A 15,480-nucleotide genomic window follows, 5' to 3' on the forward strand; every position below is an offset into this window, starting at 1 on the left:
CTTGCATGTATTAGGCACGCCGCCAGCGTTCGTCCTGAGCCAGGATCAAACTCTCCATAGAATTTGAAAGCTCATTACTTTGTTTTATCGCTTTTCCATTAATTCATTAGAATCAATGGGGCAGTTTTGCTCGTTGTTCAGTTTTCAAAGAACAATTTCTTTTGTGTGTCAACCGCGTGTGTCTCAGCGGCGACTCATATAATATATCACGGGTGCCTATAGCATTGCAAGTCTTTTTTTAAAGTTTTTTAGATTCTTTTTATACATACAAAAAAGAGACTCACGCATCCCGCGCAAGCCTCTTCATCTTACTACTATTAATATACTTTTGCCGTTGTATATTTCGAAGCCTCTTTTACAAGCTCGAACTTCTTATTCGACTTTTTCAGGCCGGCATCAACTGTTGTATCGATCGTTACCCATTTGCCGTCCAGGTACACTTCATTCCAAGCATGGTACTGAGTTACATAAGTCGAATTACCCATAACCAGCTTAGTCGGAATATCTACGCTGCGCAGCATAGCTGCAAACAGTGCCGAGTAACCGTAGCAAATATCTTTCTTCGTGCTAAGCGTCCGATCAATGCTTGGCAAGTACTCAGTCGGCAAATTGTTTGCCAGATCATAATCATAGTCAACAGTTTTGATAATGTAATCATAAATAGCTTTTACTTTATCGGCATCGCTCTTCTTGTTAGCTGTCAGTTCTTTAGCCTTTTGGATCGCTTTATTCGTGTTGTTCCATTTAACGTTTTGTACCGAGTTCAGGAAAACAATCTTCGTGTCGTTCAACTTCAAGCTAACGACTTCTTTACTTACTACTTTATATTTGTTGCCAGTTGTGTTCTCAAGAATCGAAATCGTGTAATCCCCATTGCCAAGCTGCAATGGAAAAACTTCTTCGCTCGAGCTCGCCAGCGTATATGTATAGTTGTCCTTGCCTTTTGCTACCATTACTTTCGTTTTTACATTCGACTTCACGTCATATTTAACGCCTACTGTACCATTATTAATGTTAGCAGTATCCAACCATTGTGCATCAGCGCTTGCAGCTGCTGTTGTCACTTGAATCGATGTTGTAATTACAAACACGGCTACGAGCATAAGAATTAGCTTACGCATGAATAAAACTCCCTTCGGTGGCTAGGCTGCCATCTCATTAAGAGAAAAGGCCCTATAGCTTTGCGTCCCTACCTTTCGATAGGTTTGCCATTATCGTATAAAGTTCTCGAACATACGTTCGCTTTTTAACAAAATAAAAAAAGCCCGTTTCTTTCGGTAGCTGGCTGCCATCATACGGAAGGCCCTGTAGCTTTGCGTCCCTATCTTTCGATAGGTTTGCCGTTATCGTGATTAGCTTTGTCTAGTACTAGATTACCATATTCTATGAAAAAATCAACCCTATTTTAATAGTTTTTAATAGTATAGCGAAAAAAAATAGGGACCAGCCCTTTATGGACTAGTCCTCTAAATGAATTAAACATTACTTATGCATTATTTTTCTTTTTAAGAAGCAATACTCCGCCCAGCAATGCAAGCATAGCTCCGGCTAAGTAAATCGGTAACGAGCTTGACTCACCTGTTTTAGGCAGTGCGCCCAGAGGTACTTCTTCATTAACATCTACTGTATCAGAATCACTTCCAACAACTGCAGTAGGAGCAGGCTTATCATTCGATGTACCCGTATCGCTGCCGCTACCCTGATCGACTGGTCCCAATGGGTTCTCATTGTCGTCTATTACTACTTCTTCATCTGGTGTCGAAGAAGGCGTTGGTGTCGGGGTTGGTACTGGAGTTGACTCCGGTGTTGGTGCCGGCGTTGACTCCGGTGTTGGTGCTGGCGTTGACTCCGGTGTTGGTGCTGGCGTTGACTCCGGTGTTGGTGCTGGCGTTGACTCCGGTGTTGGTGCCGGCGTTGACTCCGGTGTTGGTGCTGGCGTTGACTCCGGCGTTGGTGTCGGAGTTGCCTCCGGCGTTGGTGTCGGAGTTGCCTCCGGCGTTGGTGTCGGAGTTGCCTCCGGCGTTGGTGTCGGAGTTGCCTCCGGCGTTGGTGTCGGAGTTGCCTCCGGTGTTGGTGTCGGAGTTGCCTCCGGTGTTGGTGTCGGAGTTGCCTCCGGTGTTGGTGTCGGAGTTGCCTCCGGCGTTGGTGCCGGAGTTGGCTCCGGCGTCGGCGTTGGTGTCGGCGTCGGTGTCGGCGTCGGTGTCGGCGTTGGTGTCGGTGTCGGCGTCGGCGTCGGCGTCGGCGTCGGCGTTGGCGTCGGCGTTGGCGTCGGCGTTGGCGTCGGTGTCGGCGCAGGTTTTTCCTTTTTATAGAACGTGATTCTATAAATGGACTGATACTCGCCAAACCAACCTCTATTAGCAGTCAGACCCAGATCGCCTCTTGAACCTCCTTGATACTCGATGATCTTACCATCACCCAACCAGGTTTCAATCTTTACGCAATACACATCATAATTGCCGGTTGCTGACCAATCCAAGAATGCGTTAGAAACTTGAGACCAGCCTGAACCCTGATCTCTTAACGAACCGCTAATGTCACCATGTGATGTCGTAAATGTTTTTTTATTACCGACAGTGTAACTCACTGTGCCGTAATCCGAACATTTAAACGAATTACTTCCTCCCCCATGCGCAAAAACATTACCGGCTATGCTGAACGTCAGAATAATAATCATCGTCAGCACAAGCAACGATTTGAACCGTTTCTTGCCCATTACTCACTCTCCTCCATAAAATAATTCCGGATTCAAGGCAACAAAAAAGACTGCCTCGAATATGGTCATATTCATGGCAGTCGGACGATCATCGCATACACCCCAACCGTGTAATGCCTTAGACTCCTGACTTTGCGTCCCACCCTTTCGGATGGTTTGCTATTATCATGTCATATGTAGTTAATCCTACGGAACCTAGTAAATCTACCAATTACACCCGGTTCGCAAGACCTATTCTACAATTAGTAGCAATTGCAAGTCAACGGTTTTCTTACCATTTTTTAAACTATTTCTGTCGCTTAAAAACCCACCATTTACTGCCGACAAAATTCAGCACAACTGTTATACAAGTAACGACAAGCTTCGCCAAAAACGGGTTAATTCCCCAGCTTTCTTTGGTCAGAAACAGCAATCCAAGCGAGACAAGGAGCACTGCCAAATTAAGGGTGATAAAGCGAATCGGCCTGCCCCTATCCTGCTCTCCTCCGCCAGCTTCACCCGAGGCGCCGCGAAACGTAATCAGCGTATTCATCAGATAGCTGTTGCCCATTCCCGCGGCATAAGACAGTATCTGTCCCGGTATATAATGCAGGCCTGCCCAGACGAGCAGGCTGTACACCGCAAAGTCCACTGCCGTATTGATTACGCCAACCATATTAAATAAAATAAATTGCTTAAACATTTTCCGGCGATGCTGTTTCACTTGTGCATCCGTCTCGCGTTCTACTGGCGTCGGCACTGAAAGGGGATCAAGCTGATCAGCGGACATATTCACGTTCCGTTTGAACAGATGCTTGTTCCTGCCGCTCATTATCCTCAAAGCCTTGGGCTTCCCGCACAATATACAAAGGACGGTTTTTCGACTCGTCGTAGATTCTGCCGATATATTCACCGATTAAACCAAGAAGCATAAGTATGATGCCGTTGAATAATAAATTAATCGCTACAATGGATGTCCAGCCGACCTGATTATAGGATGTGAACAGCTTCTGATACACGACGACCATCAAGTAGAGAAAGCTGGTTACTGATAAAAAGAACCCGATATACGTAGCGATTTTCAACGGCTTATAGGAAAACGAAGTGATGCCGTCCAGTGCGAAGCTGATCATTTTTTTCAAAGGATATTTCGTTTCGCCGGCAAAACGCTCTTCCCGGACATACTCGACGCTCGTCTGACGAAAGCCGACCCAGCTCACAAGTCCGCGCACGAACCGGTTTTTCTCCTTCAGCCCGCGCAGCACATCGCATACTTTGCGGTCGATCAGCCGGAAGTCTCCTGTATCCATAGGAATATCGAAGTTGGTCATGCTGCGCATCGTCCGGTAGAACAACATCGCCGTAATTTTTTTAAAGGCGGTCTCGCCCTTCCGCTTCAACCGCTTGCCGTATACGACCTCGTAACCCTCTTTCCACTTCTCGATCATTTGCAGCATCACTTCCGGCGGATCCTGGAGATCCGCATCGATGATGATAACAGCCTCGCCCTTGGCATAATCCATTCCAGCCGTAATTGCAATCTGATGACCGAAGTTGCGGGAAAAATTAATGAGCCGAACGTTCCGGTCATTGCGGCAAATGCCGTCGACAATCTCAACCGTACGATCCCGGCTGCCGTCGTTGACGAATATCAACTCATAGGACTCTCCGTAGCCGTCCATGACCGTTTTCAGCTGTAAGTACGTATGCCCGATTACTTCTTCTTCGTTGAACATCGGCACAATAATGCTGTACTTGGCTTGCATCCGTATCCCTCCTATTCATAAATTCCCGATCCGTCCAACCTAACCGTAAAACACCCAAGAATCAAAGATCCGAATGACTGCCGCATAAGCTCTGGCGACTTCCATGCCCGACAGCACCGGATAGTAAATAAGGAACAATACTGCAGCCGCAGCGACATAAAGCCAGCGCAGCCATTGCCGGTCGGGATGCCTCTCCTCATAAAGCTTGAACATATAAATAATAGCTAAAATCATAAAAGGCACCATCGCAAAATAATGGTAGATAAACGTAAGGCGCGGAACGAGCATCCAAGGCAAGTATTGCGACAGGTACGCAATCCAGATGATGTAGATCCGCTTATCCTTCCGTTTGATGCTGAAGTAAAGCGTGCCAAGTAATGCGAATATCCCCGTCCACCAAATCAGCGGATTGCCGAAAGCCGATATGGTCGAGACGTTGCCCGGATTAGCGAGATCACTGCCGCTGTAATACCAGACCGGACGCTTCATAAACGGCCACTCCCACCACTGCGAGGAATAAGGATGCGTAGCGACAAGCTCGCTGTGGTAATGATACATATTTTTCTGATAGTCTACCAATCTTTCCGCTGTGTATTCATCTCCCGATACCTTCAGCACCGGAATGTAAGACAAGCCATAAATGACAGCCGGAATGGCAACGTAGAAAATCAGGCATATTGCCAAGGTGATAATCGTATTTCGCGGGAACAGCCGGATGATTTTCCGGTACGTATCCTCTTCCTCCGCCTTAACCTTGCCAGCAGCGAGAATTCGTTTGGCAGCCCCGTATTGCCGGTACCGTTCGAAGAGCGACAATGCGAGCATTACTGCTAGTCCAGCACCACCGTAAATCACGATCCATTTCGACGCAACGCCGATGCCAAACAACAGTCCTGCCCAGAACAGCGGTACAAGCGTCTTGCGCAGCGGTGTGCTGTAAAAGTTCAGCGAGTAGTACTTATGCATGAAGTAGAACATCAGCATGATGAAGAAGACACCGTACACGTCAATCGTTGCAATTCGCGTCTGGGTAAAATGCATAAATTCCGCTGCGAGCAGTCCAGCTGCAGCCGCAGCATAACCCGTGCGCTTAAACAGCCTGAGCGCAAACAGATAAAGGACAGGCACCATCGCAATACCAAATAGGGTGCCCATAATGCGCCAGCCAAACGGACTGAGGCCAAACAGCTTAATGCCAAGCGCAATAATAATTTTGCCTAGCGGCGGATGTGTATTCTCATAGGCTCTAACGCCTTCGATATTCTCAAGCGCCGTTCTAGCATGATAGATTTCATCGAAATAGCTGCCGTTCTTATAGCTTGCCTTGTAGGCAGCGGCCGACTGTTCATCGAATAAGCGGACGGCGGAGCTTTTCCCCTCCTGCTTCTCCTCTTCAACAACTTGGCTGATCGCAACCGGCTCATCGCTGCCTTTTGCGTAGAACGCCATCTCTTGAATCGAGTAGCCTGTCTGATTAGTAGTTACCTTCACATAACGAGCGGTAACATCAAGCGGGTGAACCGCCCACTTCAGATCGTCGCCGCCCTTCTGCTCCAGCTCAACCGGATTGCTCCAAACATCCGGCGTATTGCCGAATTCCAGCTTATACTTGCCTTCGCCATACCCGCCGAAGCTGTTCATCCGCTCCAGCTGCCGGGCTTCCCCAAGATCTACGTAGAAGCTTTGTCCCGACTTGGCTGGCGTCCAGCCCGAGCCTAATGTTTGCGTGGAGCCCAAGTTGGACAGAGCAACCACTGCATAGATGAGCGTGATTGCGAGCATCGCAATCCAATCGTTTTTCTTCAATCTCGAAGGTGACTTATTGGACCGCTGCACGTTAACGATCTCCGACAGCAACTTCTCATCATTGCGAGCCTGTTCATCCTCCGCGAGACTCGGTACAGACTGCACCCGGCCGCGGATATAAATATCGTAACCGACATACAGCATGTACAGCAGCAATCCAAGATTAGCGATTGAGGTTACGATGACGATGCCGTCCGTCGGAACATTCGTTGTAAATTTGCTGAACGCTAACACATAACCGACATTAATAAAGAAGGTGATGCTGTAGCCCAGTAAGATATGCAAAATCCGTCTGTCTTTTGCTTCGATATAAGCAAATACGCCTAACAGAATCGCCGGGAACAAATAGCGCTCATGCATTTTGGTGCCCAAAAGGAACATAACTGAAATGAGAATTAGGCCGATATAATAAGACTTCGATAAATCCGATTTGTCTTTTGCCTTAACGGACAAGTATACAGACAATGCTACCGCTAACAGAATGGCGATTATGCCCCATTTGCCGTATGGGATGAACAAGAAGGTATGATCCAGATCCGTCCAGTTGCCGCCAGTAAGCGCATAAAGATTAAATACATTTAGCGTAGCGTAAGGGTATGATGCCAGCGTCGATTTGTAAAGATTGATCAGGCCGGCAATCCCGCCATTGCTCCAGAAAAAAGGAATGGCCAGCGCCACGAATAATGCCAATCCGTATACCGCGCTTATTGCAGTCCGCTTCCACTCGCGCTTGGTTACGATGGCCAACAAAATAACCGGCGTAAAAATCAGCGCCTGCGGTTTAACCAGAACGGCGATCGCAAACCACAGCGCTCCGCGCTCCAGCTTATTGCCGACTATAGCTTGAATGGCAAGCAGCAGGAACAACGTAAAGATGGAGTCCACTTGGCCCCATGCAGCAGAATCTACCCAGACAGCCGGATTCCACAGATAAAGCATCGCAAGTCCAAATGCAGCCGTCTCGCCAAGCTTCTTGCCAGCCGCTTTATAAATCACCCATCCGGCAGCCAAATCGGCAATAATCGCCGGAAGCTTGTACAGCAGATAAGCGCCCTTCGAAGCGCCGTCCAGTCCGAACAGCTGCTGCAGCATGCCAAGCACATAGAGCACATAGATATAACCAGGCGGATAGTCGGCAAACATCCCCTCCTGATAAAAGCCGGTAATCCCATTTTTGTATGCCGCATTGCCCCAATAGATGAAGGTTCGCAAATCCGACTCATAGCCGGTATAACCTACTGCAATGACAATACGGAAACCTAGTGCAATTAAGAGCCATGCCATAACCTGCGTGGCCTTGCTGGCGCTGGCGCGCTCTAGCGGAAGTCTCTGCCTAAGAGTACGGCTATATAAATAAACGAATAGAATAGCGAATAGTGTAGAGATCGCAAGTACTGGAAAAGCCGAAACCTTCGGCGGGCTGTCCGCCTTCGCTGCATCGCCGCCGCTGACATCGCTTGGCGCAAACGAGATCGCCGTTACGCCCGCCGGCAGCTTGTCGACCTGCGTCAGCGACAGATCATCAAACCATGCCCGGCCGGTATTCAAGCTGCCGTAGCCGCCGAGGCTTGCCGCCAGCTGAATCTCTTTCTGCCCCTTGCTTGTCTTGCCGTAGAATTCGATTAGCTTCCATTCGCCGGCGGTATTGTGGATTTGCGGAAATTCGCCGCCAACGCCAATGATCAGCAGGTTCGCGCCTGTAGCATTCTCATCTGTTCCGGCCACATTCACCCAACCGCTAATCCGGTAGTAGGTATTGGGTTTCACCGCTACCTTCTGAACCCATTTGGCATGGTTAGGCTGTGTGTTCTCAATTACCGCAGCAGTACCGCCCGAATGGGTATTCAACGTATCGACCGTAAACCGGGTAACATCGCTTCCTTGAACCCATACATCCTGCGTCCACGACAGAGGAACTCCCGACTCCGCCTCTTCGAATCCCGGGTTTAACAATAGATTCGGATGCTCTCCCTCGCCAGCTGCATGTCCTACAGTCAAAGGAATTGCCATGATAATGAGCACGGTAGCAATAATGAGTTTAGACCAGACAGAATTCCGCATACTCAGACCTCTCACCTCTACATTTTATAATTTATCAACAGCAATTTAGCCTATTTTTTCCTAAAAATACATATCAACTTTAAAGGAAAAGCTATCGACGGTCAATGTCTGCCCATAAAAAAACCGCTTGGGATTGTTTCCCAAGCGGTATGAAGGCTTTTATTGTTCGCCGCCGCGATCGCGCATATGCGGGAACAGCAGTACATCGCGAATCGAAGGCGCATCCGTAAGCAGCATAACAAGGCGGTCAACACCGATGCCTAGACCGCCAGTAGGCGGCATGCCGTATTCCAGCGCACGGATGAAATCATCATCCATTTCATGCGCTTCGTCATTGCCCTGCTCGCGTTCAACCAGCTGCGACTCGAAACGCTGACGCTGATCGATCGGATCGTTCAGCTCCGTGAACGCGTTCGCATGCTCGCGTGCCACGATGAACAGCTCGAAGCGGTCTGTGAAGCGAGGATCTTCGGCATTCTTCTTCGCCAGCGGCGAGATCGCAACCGGGTGGCCCGTTACGAAAGTCGGCTGGATAAGCGTATGCTCACAGAAATGCTCGAAGAAGGCATTGAGAATGTGGCCGAACGTCATATGCTGTTCAACCGGCACTTTATGCTCCTTCGCCAGAGCATGTGCTTCTTCGTCGCTCATTTGTACGCCGAAGTCTACACCCGTCGTTTCTTTGACCAGGTCAACCATCGATACGCGGCGCCATTGCGGCGTCAGGTCAATCTCTTGGCCCTGATACATAATCTTAGTCGTACCGAACACTTCTTGCGCAATGTGTGCAATCAGATTTTCGGTCAGCGCCATAATATCCTTATAATCAGCGTAAGCCTCGTACAGCTCGATCATTGTGAATTCCGGATTGTGGCGTGTCGAGATGCCTTCATTCCGGTATACACGGCCGATCTCGTATACTTTCTCCAGGCCGCCGACAATGAGACGTTTCAAGTGGAGCTCAATTGCAATCCGCATGTAGAGCTGCATATCAAGCGCATTGTGATGCGTCTCGAACGGACGGGCAGCCGCACCGCCTGCAATAGAATGCAGCGTCGGCGTTTCGACTTCCAGATAACCGAGCGAATCCAAATAACGGCGCATCGATTGAATGATACGGGAACGGGAGATGAACGTCTGTTGAACGTCCTGGTTCATGATCAGATCGACATAACGCTGGCGGTAGCGCAGCTCTACGTCTTTCAGTCCATGATACTTGTCCGGCAGCGGAAGCAACGACTTGGTCAGCACGTCGACTTCCTTCGCTTTTACCGAAACCTCGCCCGTATTCGTCTTGAACACGACGCCATGAACGCCAACGATATCGCCGATATCGAGCAATTCGAACGCTGCGTATTTATTCGCTTCTACCGAATCCTTACGCACATAAATTTGAATTTTGCCGCTCAAGTCCTGAATATGGGCAAATGATGCCTTACCCATACCGCGCTTCTGCATAATGCGTCCCGCAATGCTTACCGTGACCGCCTTCTCCTCCAGCTCTTCCTTGCTGAAAGCTTCGTATGCAGACACAATTTCCTTCGCTGTATGTGTACGTTCAAATTTACCGCCGAATGGATCGACGCCCAAGCCGCGGAGCTCGTCCAGCTTGTCTCTGCGAATTTGCAGCAGCTCGCTAAGCTCCTGTTCTTCTACTACACCGTTATTTTCCTCGTTCAATTCAGTCATCTCCTCGACACCGCCGAAACGTTCAAAAAGCTTCCGCTAAGGAAGCTTTCTGAAATAACACAGTGCAAACCTTATTTTTTGATATCTAAAATTTTATATTGAATAATGCCGGCAGGTACGCTCACGTCAACGACAGTCCCAATCTTTTTGCCCAAAATCGCTTTGCCTACCGGGCTTTCATTCGAGATTTTGTTCTGCAGCGGATCAGATTCCGCCGAGCCTACAATCGCATACTCCATCTTATCGCCGTATTCCAAATCTTCAACCGTTACTGTCGAGCCAATGCTCACCGTATCGGTATCGATGTCGTCATTATTGATAATCCGCGCATTGCGCAGCATTTTTTCCAACGTTATGATACGTCCTTCAATAAAAGCCTGCTCGTTCTTCGCATCTTCATATTCCGAGTTTTCGCTAATATCGCCGTACCCGATTGCTACCTTAATCCGTTCTGCTACTTCACGACGTTTAACCGACTTCAGGTTTTCCAGTTCTTCTTCAAGCTTCTTCAATCCGTCCTGAGTCAGAATGATTTCCTTATCGCTCATCTTTCCGATTCTCCTGTCGTGTGACAAATTTTCATACGGTGTATGAATTCACTCGTACTTAATATATTACGGTCGCCAGCCGTCATGCCTTCGGCAAGCGCTGCAACTGCGTCATTGATGTATATTGCAAGATTATATTTCAAAGACACCCCGAATGTCAATCAAAGGGAATTGACACTGTAACCGCTTTATTCGATTGCCCTGCGCCTGACAGGACCGGGAGAGAAAATGCGAAAAGCGGACATCCGGCTCATGCCCCCGGATTATCCGCTTACGGTATTAATGAACGGCTTGTGAGTTTGCTTTAACAGCCGAATCCGCCAGCGCATCCGCATCCAGTGACCCAATATAATTCTCCAATATTTCAAGGACGCCTTCGCGTCCCGTTTCTTCCATAATGGCATCCTTCACGCGGGCTGCGCCAGGAAGTCCCTTAAGATACCATGCCAGATGCTTGCGCATCTCGCGAACCGCTACCGCTTCGCCCTTCAGCGCGGCAAGCCGGTCAAGATGGAGCAAAGCCACGTCCATCTTCTCGCGCGGCAATGGATCGGCCAGCAGCTCGCCGGAAGCCAAATATTGAATCGTCCGGTAAAGCATCCACGGGTTGCCGAGCGCGCCCCGTCCGATCATAACACCGTCACAGCCGGTATGCTCCAGAAGCCGTTTGGCGTCTTCCGGCGAGAATACGTCGCCATTGCCAATAACGGGAATCGATACCGCTCGTTTGACATCCCTTATAATATCCCAGTTTGCCTTTCCCGTATACTGCTGCTCGCGCGTGCGTCCATGTACGCTAACCGCGCTTCCGCCAGCGCTTTCAACCGCTTTGGCGTTGTCTACGGCAAAGATATGCTCATCGTCCCAGCCGATCCGCATTTTGACCGTAACCGGTTTGCTAACCGCTTCAACGACAGCTGATACCATTTCGTAGATTTTGTTCGGGTCCAGCAGCCAGCGCGCCCCTGCCTCGCAATTGGTTACCTTCGGTACCGGGCAACCCATATTGATGTCGATAATGTCCGCATTGGTCTGCTGATCGACAACTTTCGCAGCTTCGACAAGCGTCTCGCGGTCACCGCCGAAAATCTGCAGGCTAAGCGGCTTCTCCCGCTCGTCAACGAACAGCATTTCCATCGTTCTTTTGTTGCCATGCAGAATAGCTTTGTCACTTACCATCTCCGCACAGACAAGTCCTGTGCCAAATTCCTTTGCGATGAGTCGAAAAGCCGGGTTGCACACGCCTGCCATCGGTGCGAGCACGACTCTGTTCTTCATCTCGATGTCTCCGATTTTAAGCATGCCGCCTTTGACTCCTCCTTCAATCCTTCTATTTGCAAAAATGCTTCGCGCCAGCCTCCGCTATTGCTTCGCATCCGTTAATTCATCGTAAGTGACGCCTAGCGTGCTTGCAATGTTGTTCAACAGCTTCGTATCTGCTTTCCGGGTGCCTCTTTCAAGAGATCCAAGAACCGCTACCGAGACGCCAAGCTGCTTGGCAAGCTCCTGCTGGGTATATCCTTTCAGCTTCCGGAAAGCCCGGACGCGCTGAGCCAGTTGGTCGTTTTCCATTGGGCAATGCCTTCCTTTCCATCCTGAAGCGCCGCTGCTGCAGCTGCCGCAACGTGATTCCGCAATGGATTCTCGCCCGCAATGACATCGCTCAGCGGAACGAGCACGAATGCGCGTTCCATCATACGGGGATGCGGAAGCGTCAGCTCCTCATCGTCCATCGCAACGTCTTCATACAGCAGCAGATCAAGGTCTATGGTGCGCGGCCCCCATCGAATGTCGCGTACGCGGCCAAGCAGCCGCTCCACATCCTGCTGCACACGCAGCAGATCAAGGGGCTTAAGCGTCGTTTGTACGGCAATAACCATGTTGAGAAAAGCGGGCTGATCCGTATAACCGACAGGATCGGTCTCATAGAGCGCGGACAGCCGCAGCACATCAATATCCGGCCGTTCGTTCAGACATTCAACGGCTTGCTGCAGCAATTGCTCCCTGTCGCCCATGTTAGAGCCGAGCGCAATATATGCCGCAAAGCGTTCTGCATTAGACGGGAACAATTCGGCCATGAGCATCCCGCTTTCTGCGCAACTCCACCGTCACGCCTTCGAAATGGATCTCGAACGGCGGATTAGGCTTCGTTACGCGAACCGTCACTTCATTTATCATAGTATAAGCTTCTAGTACCCGTGTTGCAATGCCGCCTGCTAAAGCTTCGATTAATTTGTAAGGCTTGCCTTCTACAACTTCTTTCGTAAGAGCATGCAATTGCGAGTAGTCGACAGAGTGCGACAGTTCATCCGTTTGTGACGCCTGCTCGAGATCAATCTTCAGCTCCAGATCGACGCCGAATTTTTGACCGAGCCGGTTTTCTTCGGGAAAAACTCCATGATAGCCAAAAAACTGCATTCCTTTTAACGTCATTTTATCCATGCGAGTCCGACTTCCTTTCAAGTATGAACAATCAGCGATATACGATAGCATCGGCCATTTTGGCCGTACGGGCGTTGGTCCGGACATCATGAACGCGTACGATCTGGCAGCCTTGGGCGATACCAAGTGCAGTCGTTGCTGCCGTTCCTTCATCCAGTTCGGACACCGGCAGATTAAGCGTCTGGCGGATGACCCGTTTCCTGGAGGTACCCAGCAGAACCGGATAGCCCAGCGCGTGAATCTCTCTTAAGCTTCCGAGCAGCTGCAAGTTCTGCTCATAACTTTTGGCAAAGCCTATGCCTGGATCGAGCCAAATATTGGACTCCCGGACGCCGGCTTGCTTCGCGATAGCTATGCTTGTCTGCAAATCAGCCAGCACATCCGCTAGAAAATCGCCATATTCCGCTTCCGCGCGGTTATGGGTAACAATTACCGGACAATCATATTCAGCCGCAACGGCGGCCATCAGCGGATCATATTTTAATCCCCATACATCGTTGAGGATATGAGCGCCAGCCTCCAAGGCTTGCTTTGCCGTCTCTGCTTTGTAAGTGTCGACGGATATTGGAATATGCGGCAGCGCCTCTCGTACAGCCTGGATAACAGGCAGCAGCCGCTCCAGCTCTTCCTCGGCGCTGATCGGCATAAAGCCCGGCCGTGTAGACTCCGCTCCGATGTCGATCAGATCCGCCCCGTCCGCCACCATTGCAGCTGCATGAGCGACAGCCGCCTCCGCTGTATGATGGCGACCGCCATCGGAGAAAGAATCGGGAGTGGCGTTAAGGATGCCCATAATGAGCGTCCGTTCGCCAAGCTCCAGCTTTATTTCATTCGAGCCTCCGCCGAATTGATAGGAACGGCTCCAAAAAGACGGTGCGCCGCCGTTATTCATATTCTGTGTCATCGTAAGCCGTCCTTTCCTTCTCAAGCGAAATTTTACGAACGCAGCTATACAGCACTGCCCGTGTCGCTCCGGTAAGCTTGCAGCAGCTTATCTGTAATCGGACCGATAGCTCCATCGCCAACGGTCATTTGGTCCTGAACCTGACCCTGCCCAGAAATCCCGCTCACCGATGTAATCGGCACAAGCTCTTGAATCGAGTTGGTCACCCATATCTCATCCGCTGCCAGCAGCTCCGCCAATTGATAATGCCCTTCTTCCGCCTCGAAGCCCGCTTCAAGCGCCAGCTCCAGCACTCTCGCCCGAGTAATACCCGGCAATATGCCTGTATCAATAGCGGGTGTATATACCTTGCCGTCCTTCGCGAAAAACAAATTGCTGACGATTCCCTCGGCTAGCTTGCCGTCCGCGGTCAGCATAAGCCCTTCAGCGTTTGCAGCAGCCCCGCTGCCTGCAAGTTCCCGCTTCGCTATCATATTATTCATATAATGGAGAGATTTTAACCGTACAGCCCCCTCCGGCGTGTTTCTGGCGGTGCTCAGCAGCCGCAGCTCCTTGCCGGAGCGGTACAATGCTTTATTGACAGGCGGCAGCGCCTTCATCAGCAGAAGCTCGTTCGGGCGTTCATAATCGCCGCTTTGCAGCCCAAGCTCGCCTGCGCCAGCTGTAACGGTGAGCCGAATATAAGCCTCATCCAAGCCATTCTCCCGCAGCAGCCCGGCAATTAGCGCCTGCAGCGCTTCCTGATCCGCCTTATAGCGTATACCTAGCTGCTCGCAGCCCTCCGCGAGCCGCTGCAAATGCCGTTCCAGCATATACGGCCTTCCGCCGTAGGTGCGGAACGTCTCGAATAGCCCCATTCCGTACAAAAAGCCGTGATCATAAATCGAGATCACAGCTTCCTCCGCGTTCTTCACCTCACCATTAAATCCGATCTTCATTGCGCCGCGCCAACCCGGATTTGCAAGAAGTTGCGAAGCAGCGTCAAGCCGTGCTCCGTAATGATCGATTCCGGATGGAATTGTACGCCTTCAATGGGATAATGCTTATGCCGCAGCCCCATGATTTCGCCCTCAGCCGTCTCTGCGCTGATCTCCAGGCAATCGGGCAGCGTCTCGCGCTTCACGATAAGCGAATGGTAGCGTGTAGCCGTATAAGGGGAAGGGATGCCTTCGAAAATCGTCTTGCCGTCATGGATAATTTCCGACGTTTTGCCATGCATCAGCTTCTCTGCGCGCACAACATCGCCGCCAAAAGCTTGACCGATCGACTGATGGCCGAGGCAGACGCCAAATATCGGAATAATCCCTTTGAAATGATCGATCAGCGACAGGCTGATTCCCGCCTCATTAGGGGAGCATGGTCCCGGCGAAATGAGAATATGGTCAGGCTTCAGCGCCTCGATTCCAGCAAGATCGATCTCGTCATTGCGCTTGACGACAACCTCCTCGCCCAGCTTGCCCAAATACTGCACCAAATTGTACGTAAACGAATCATAGTTATCAATTACGAGAATCATCGTCCCAGTCCCCCTTCTACCATTCTGCACCGGACCCTGCGGTCCAGCGTGAG

14 protein-coding genes, 1 rRNA gene and 3 riboswitches are annotated in these 15,480 nt (G+C 50.3%); all 15 genes read right to left on the reverse strand.

The features are described 5' to 3' along the window. Positions 1 to 61, reverse strand: a 16S ribosomal RNA gene (locus tag ACFVVF_RS28090); the annotation flags it as partial. A 256-nt stretch (positions 62 to 317) separates the two neighbouring features. After that, entirely contained in the window at positions 318 to 1,121 is an 804-nt protein-coding gene (locus tag ACFVVF_RS28095) for a transglutaminase-like domain-containing protein (RefSeq protein ID WP_387816470.1), read from the reverse strand. Positions 1,122 to 1,134: 13 nt separating this feature from the next. Continuing rightward, positions 1,135 to 1,220: riboswitch (cyclic di-GMP riboswitch) on the reverse strand. 53 nt (positions 1,221 to 1,273) lie between these two features. Then, positions 1,274 to 1,352: riboswitch (cyclic di-GMP riboswitch) on the reverse strand. Positions 1,353 to 1,486: 134 nt separating this feature from the next. Next, entirely contained in the window at positions 1,487 to 2,716 is a 1,230-nt protein-coding gene (locus ACFVVF_RS28100) for an LPXTG cell wall anchor domain-containing protein (RefSeq protein WP_387816473.1), read from the reverse strand. 72 nt (positions 2,717 to 2,788) lie between these two features. Beyond that, a riboswitch (cyclic di-GMP riboswitch) is annotated at positions 2,789 to 2,887 on the reverse strand. A 115-nt stretch (positions 2,888 to 3,002) separates the two neighbouring features. Then, on the reverse strand, positions 3,003 to 3,527 hold the full coding sequence (locus ACFVVF_RS28105; protein ID WP_387816475.1) for a GtrA family protein: 525 nt from the start codon (positions 3,525 to 3,527) through the stop codon (positions 3,003 to 3,005). Beyond that, entirely contained in the window at positions 3,475 to 4,461 is a 987-nt protein-coding gene (locus tag ACFVVF_RS28110) for a glycosyltransferase family 2 protein (RefSeq protein WP_387816478.1), read from the reverse strand. Before ACFVVF_RS28110 ends, ACFVVF_RS28105 begins: the two co-directional genes overlap by 53 nt. Before the next feature lie 39 nt (positions 4,462 to 4,500). Beyond that, the gene (locus ACFVVF_RS28115; RefSeq protein WP_387816480.1) at positions 4,501 to 8,328 is read right to left on the reverse strand and encodes a glycosyltransferase family 39 protein; all 3,828 of its coding nucleotides are present in this window, start codon (positions 8,326 to 8,328) and stop codon (positions 4,501 to 4,503) included. Between the two features lie 159 nt (positions 8,329 to 8,487). Next, positions 8,488 to 10,017: a lysine--tRNA ligase gene (lysS, locus tag ACFVVF_RS28120; protein WP_387816481.1), complete on the reverse strand. Its 1,530-nt coding sequence runs from the start codon at positions 10,015 to 10,017 to the stop codon at positions 8,488 to 8,490. A 71-nt stretch (positions 10,018 to 10,088) separates the two neighbouring features. After that, a complete protein-coding gene (gene greA / locus ACFVVF_RS28125) occupies positions 10,089 to 10,565 on the reverse strand; it encodes a transcription elongation factor GreA (protein ID WP_387816483.1) in 477 nt (158 codons plus the stop codon). Positions 10,566 to 10,844: 279 nt separating this feature from the next. Continuing rightward, complete coding sequence (dusB, locus tag ACFVVF_RS28130; RefSeq protein WP_387816485.1) at positions 10,845 to 11,867, reverse strand: tRNA dihydrouridine synthase DusB; 1,023 nt, start codon at positions 11,865 to 11,867, stop codon at positions 10,845 to 10,847. A 60-nt stretch (positions 11,868 to 11,927) separates the two neighbouring features. Continuing rightward, a complete protein-coding gene (locus ACFVVF_RS28135; protein ID WP_042171346.1) occupies positions 11,928 to 12,137 on the reverse strand; it encodes a helix-turn-helix domain-containing protein in 210 nt (69 codons plus the stop codon). Beyond that, entirely contained in the window at positions 12,089 to 12,643 is a 555-nt protein-coding gene (gene folK / locus ACFVVF_RS28140) for a 2-amino-4-hydroxy-6-hydroxymethyldihydropteridine diphosphokinase (RefSeq protein ID WP_387816488.1), read from the reverse strand. The genes ACFVVF_RS28135 and folK overlap by 49 nt, the downstream gene beginning before the upstream one ends. Beyond that, entirely contained in the window at positions 12,621 to 13,007 is a 387-nt protein-coding gene (folB, locus tag ACFVVF_RS28145) for a dihydroneopterin aldolase (RefSeq protein WP_387816490.1), read from the reverse strand. Before folB ends, folK begins: the two co-directional genes overlap by 23 nt. 31 nt (positions 13,008 to 13,038) lie before the next feature. After that, on the reverse strand, positions 13,039 to 13,911 hold the full coding sequence (gene folP, locus ACFVVF_RS28150) for a dihydropteroate synthase (protein WP_387816492.1): 873 nt from the start codon (positions 13,909 to 13,911) through the stop codon (positions 13,039 to 13,041). 44 nt (positions 13,912 to 13,955) lie between these two features. Beyond that, positions 13,956 to 14,849, reverse strand: coding sequence for an aminodeoxychorismate lyase (pabC, locus tag ACFVVF_RS28155; protein WP_387816494.1), 894 nt, complete (start codon positions 14,847 to 14,849; stop codon positions 13,956 to 13,958). Further along, positions 14,846 to 15,427, reverse strand: a complete 582-nt coding sequence (gene pabA, locus ACFVVF_RS28160) for an aminodeoxychorismate/anthranilate synthase component II (RefSeq protein WP_042171336.1) — start codon at positions 15,425 to 15,427, stop codon at positions 14,846 to 14,848. The genes pabC and pabA overlap by 4 nt, the downstream gene beginning before the upstream one ends. Between the last annotated feature and the right edge of the window lie 53 nt (positions 15,428 to 15,480).

It is taken from the genome of Paenibacillus sp. NPDC058174, from assembly GCF_042883865.1.
Taxonomy (GTDB): Bacteria; Bacillota; Bacilli; order Paenibacillales; family Paenibacillaceae; genus Pristimantibacillus.

What these genes read in the sequence shown, in the direction of transcription:
- ACFVVF_RS28095 (WP_387816470.1), bottom strand. Translation starts at nt 1,121, where the DNA reads ATGCGTAAGCTAATTCTTATGCTCGTAGCCGTGTTTGTAATTACAACA.
- ACFVVF_RS28100 (WP_387816473.1), bottom strand. Translation starts at nt 2,716, where the DNA reads ATGGGCAAGAAACGGTTCAAATCGTTGCTTGTGCTGACGATGATTATT.
- ACFVVF_RS28105 (WP_387816475.1), bottom strand. Translation starts at nt 3,527, where the DNA reads ATGAGCGGCAGGAACAAGCATCTGTTCAAACGGAACGTGAATATGTCC.
- ACFVVF_RS28110 (WP_387816478.1), bottom strand. Translation starts at nt 4,461, where the DNA reads ATGCAAGCCAAGTACAGCATTATTGTGCCGATGTTCAACGAAGAAGAA.
- ACFVVF_RS28115 (WP_387816480.1), bottom strand. Translation starts at nt 8,328, where the DNA reads ATGCGGAATTCTGTCTGGTCTAAACTCATTATTGCTACCGTGCTCATT.
- lysS (WP_387816481.1), bottom strand. Translation starts at nt 10,017, where the DNA reads ATGACTGAATTGAACGAGGAAAATAACGGTGTAGTAGAAGAACAGGAG.
- greA (WP_387816483.1), bottom strand. Translation starts at nt 10,565, where the DNA reads ATGAGCGATAAGGAAATCATTCTGACTCAGGACGGATTGAAGAAGCTT.
- dusB (WP_387816485.1), bottom strand. Translation starts at nt 11,867, where the DNA reads ATGCTTAAAATCGGAGACATCGAGATGAAGAACAGAGTCGTGCTCGCA.
- ACFVVF_RS28135 (WP_042171346.1), bottom strand. Translation starts at nt 12,137, where the DNA reads ATGGAAAACGACCAACTGGCTCAGCGCGTCCGGGCTTTCCGGAAGCTG.
- folK (WP_387816488.1), bottom strand. Translation starts at nt 12,643, where the DNA reads ATGGCCGAATTGTTCCCGTCTAATGCAGAACGCTTTGCGGCATATATT.
- folB (WP_387816490.1), bottom strand. Translation starts at nt 13,007, where the DNA reads ATGGATAAAATGACGTTAAAAGGAATGCAGTTTTTTGGCTATCATGGA.
- folP (WP_387816492.1), bottom strand. Translation starts at nt 13,911, where the DNA reads ATGACACAGAATATGAATAACGGCGGCGCACCGTCTTTTTGGAGCCGT.
- pabC (WP_387816494.1), bottom strand. Translation starts at nt 14,849, where the DNA reads ATGAAGATCGGATTTAATGGTGAGGTGAAGAACGCGGAGGAAGCTGTG.
- pabA (WP_042171336.1), bottom strand. Translation starts at nt 15,427, where the DNA reads ATGATTCTCGTAATTGATAACTATGATTCGTTTACGTACAATTTGGTG.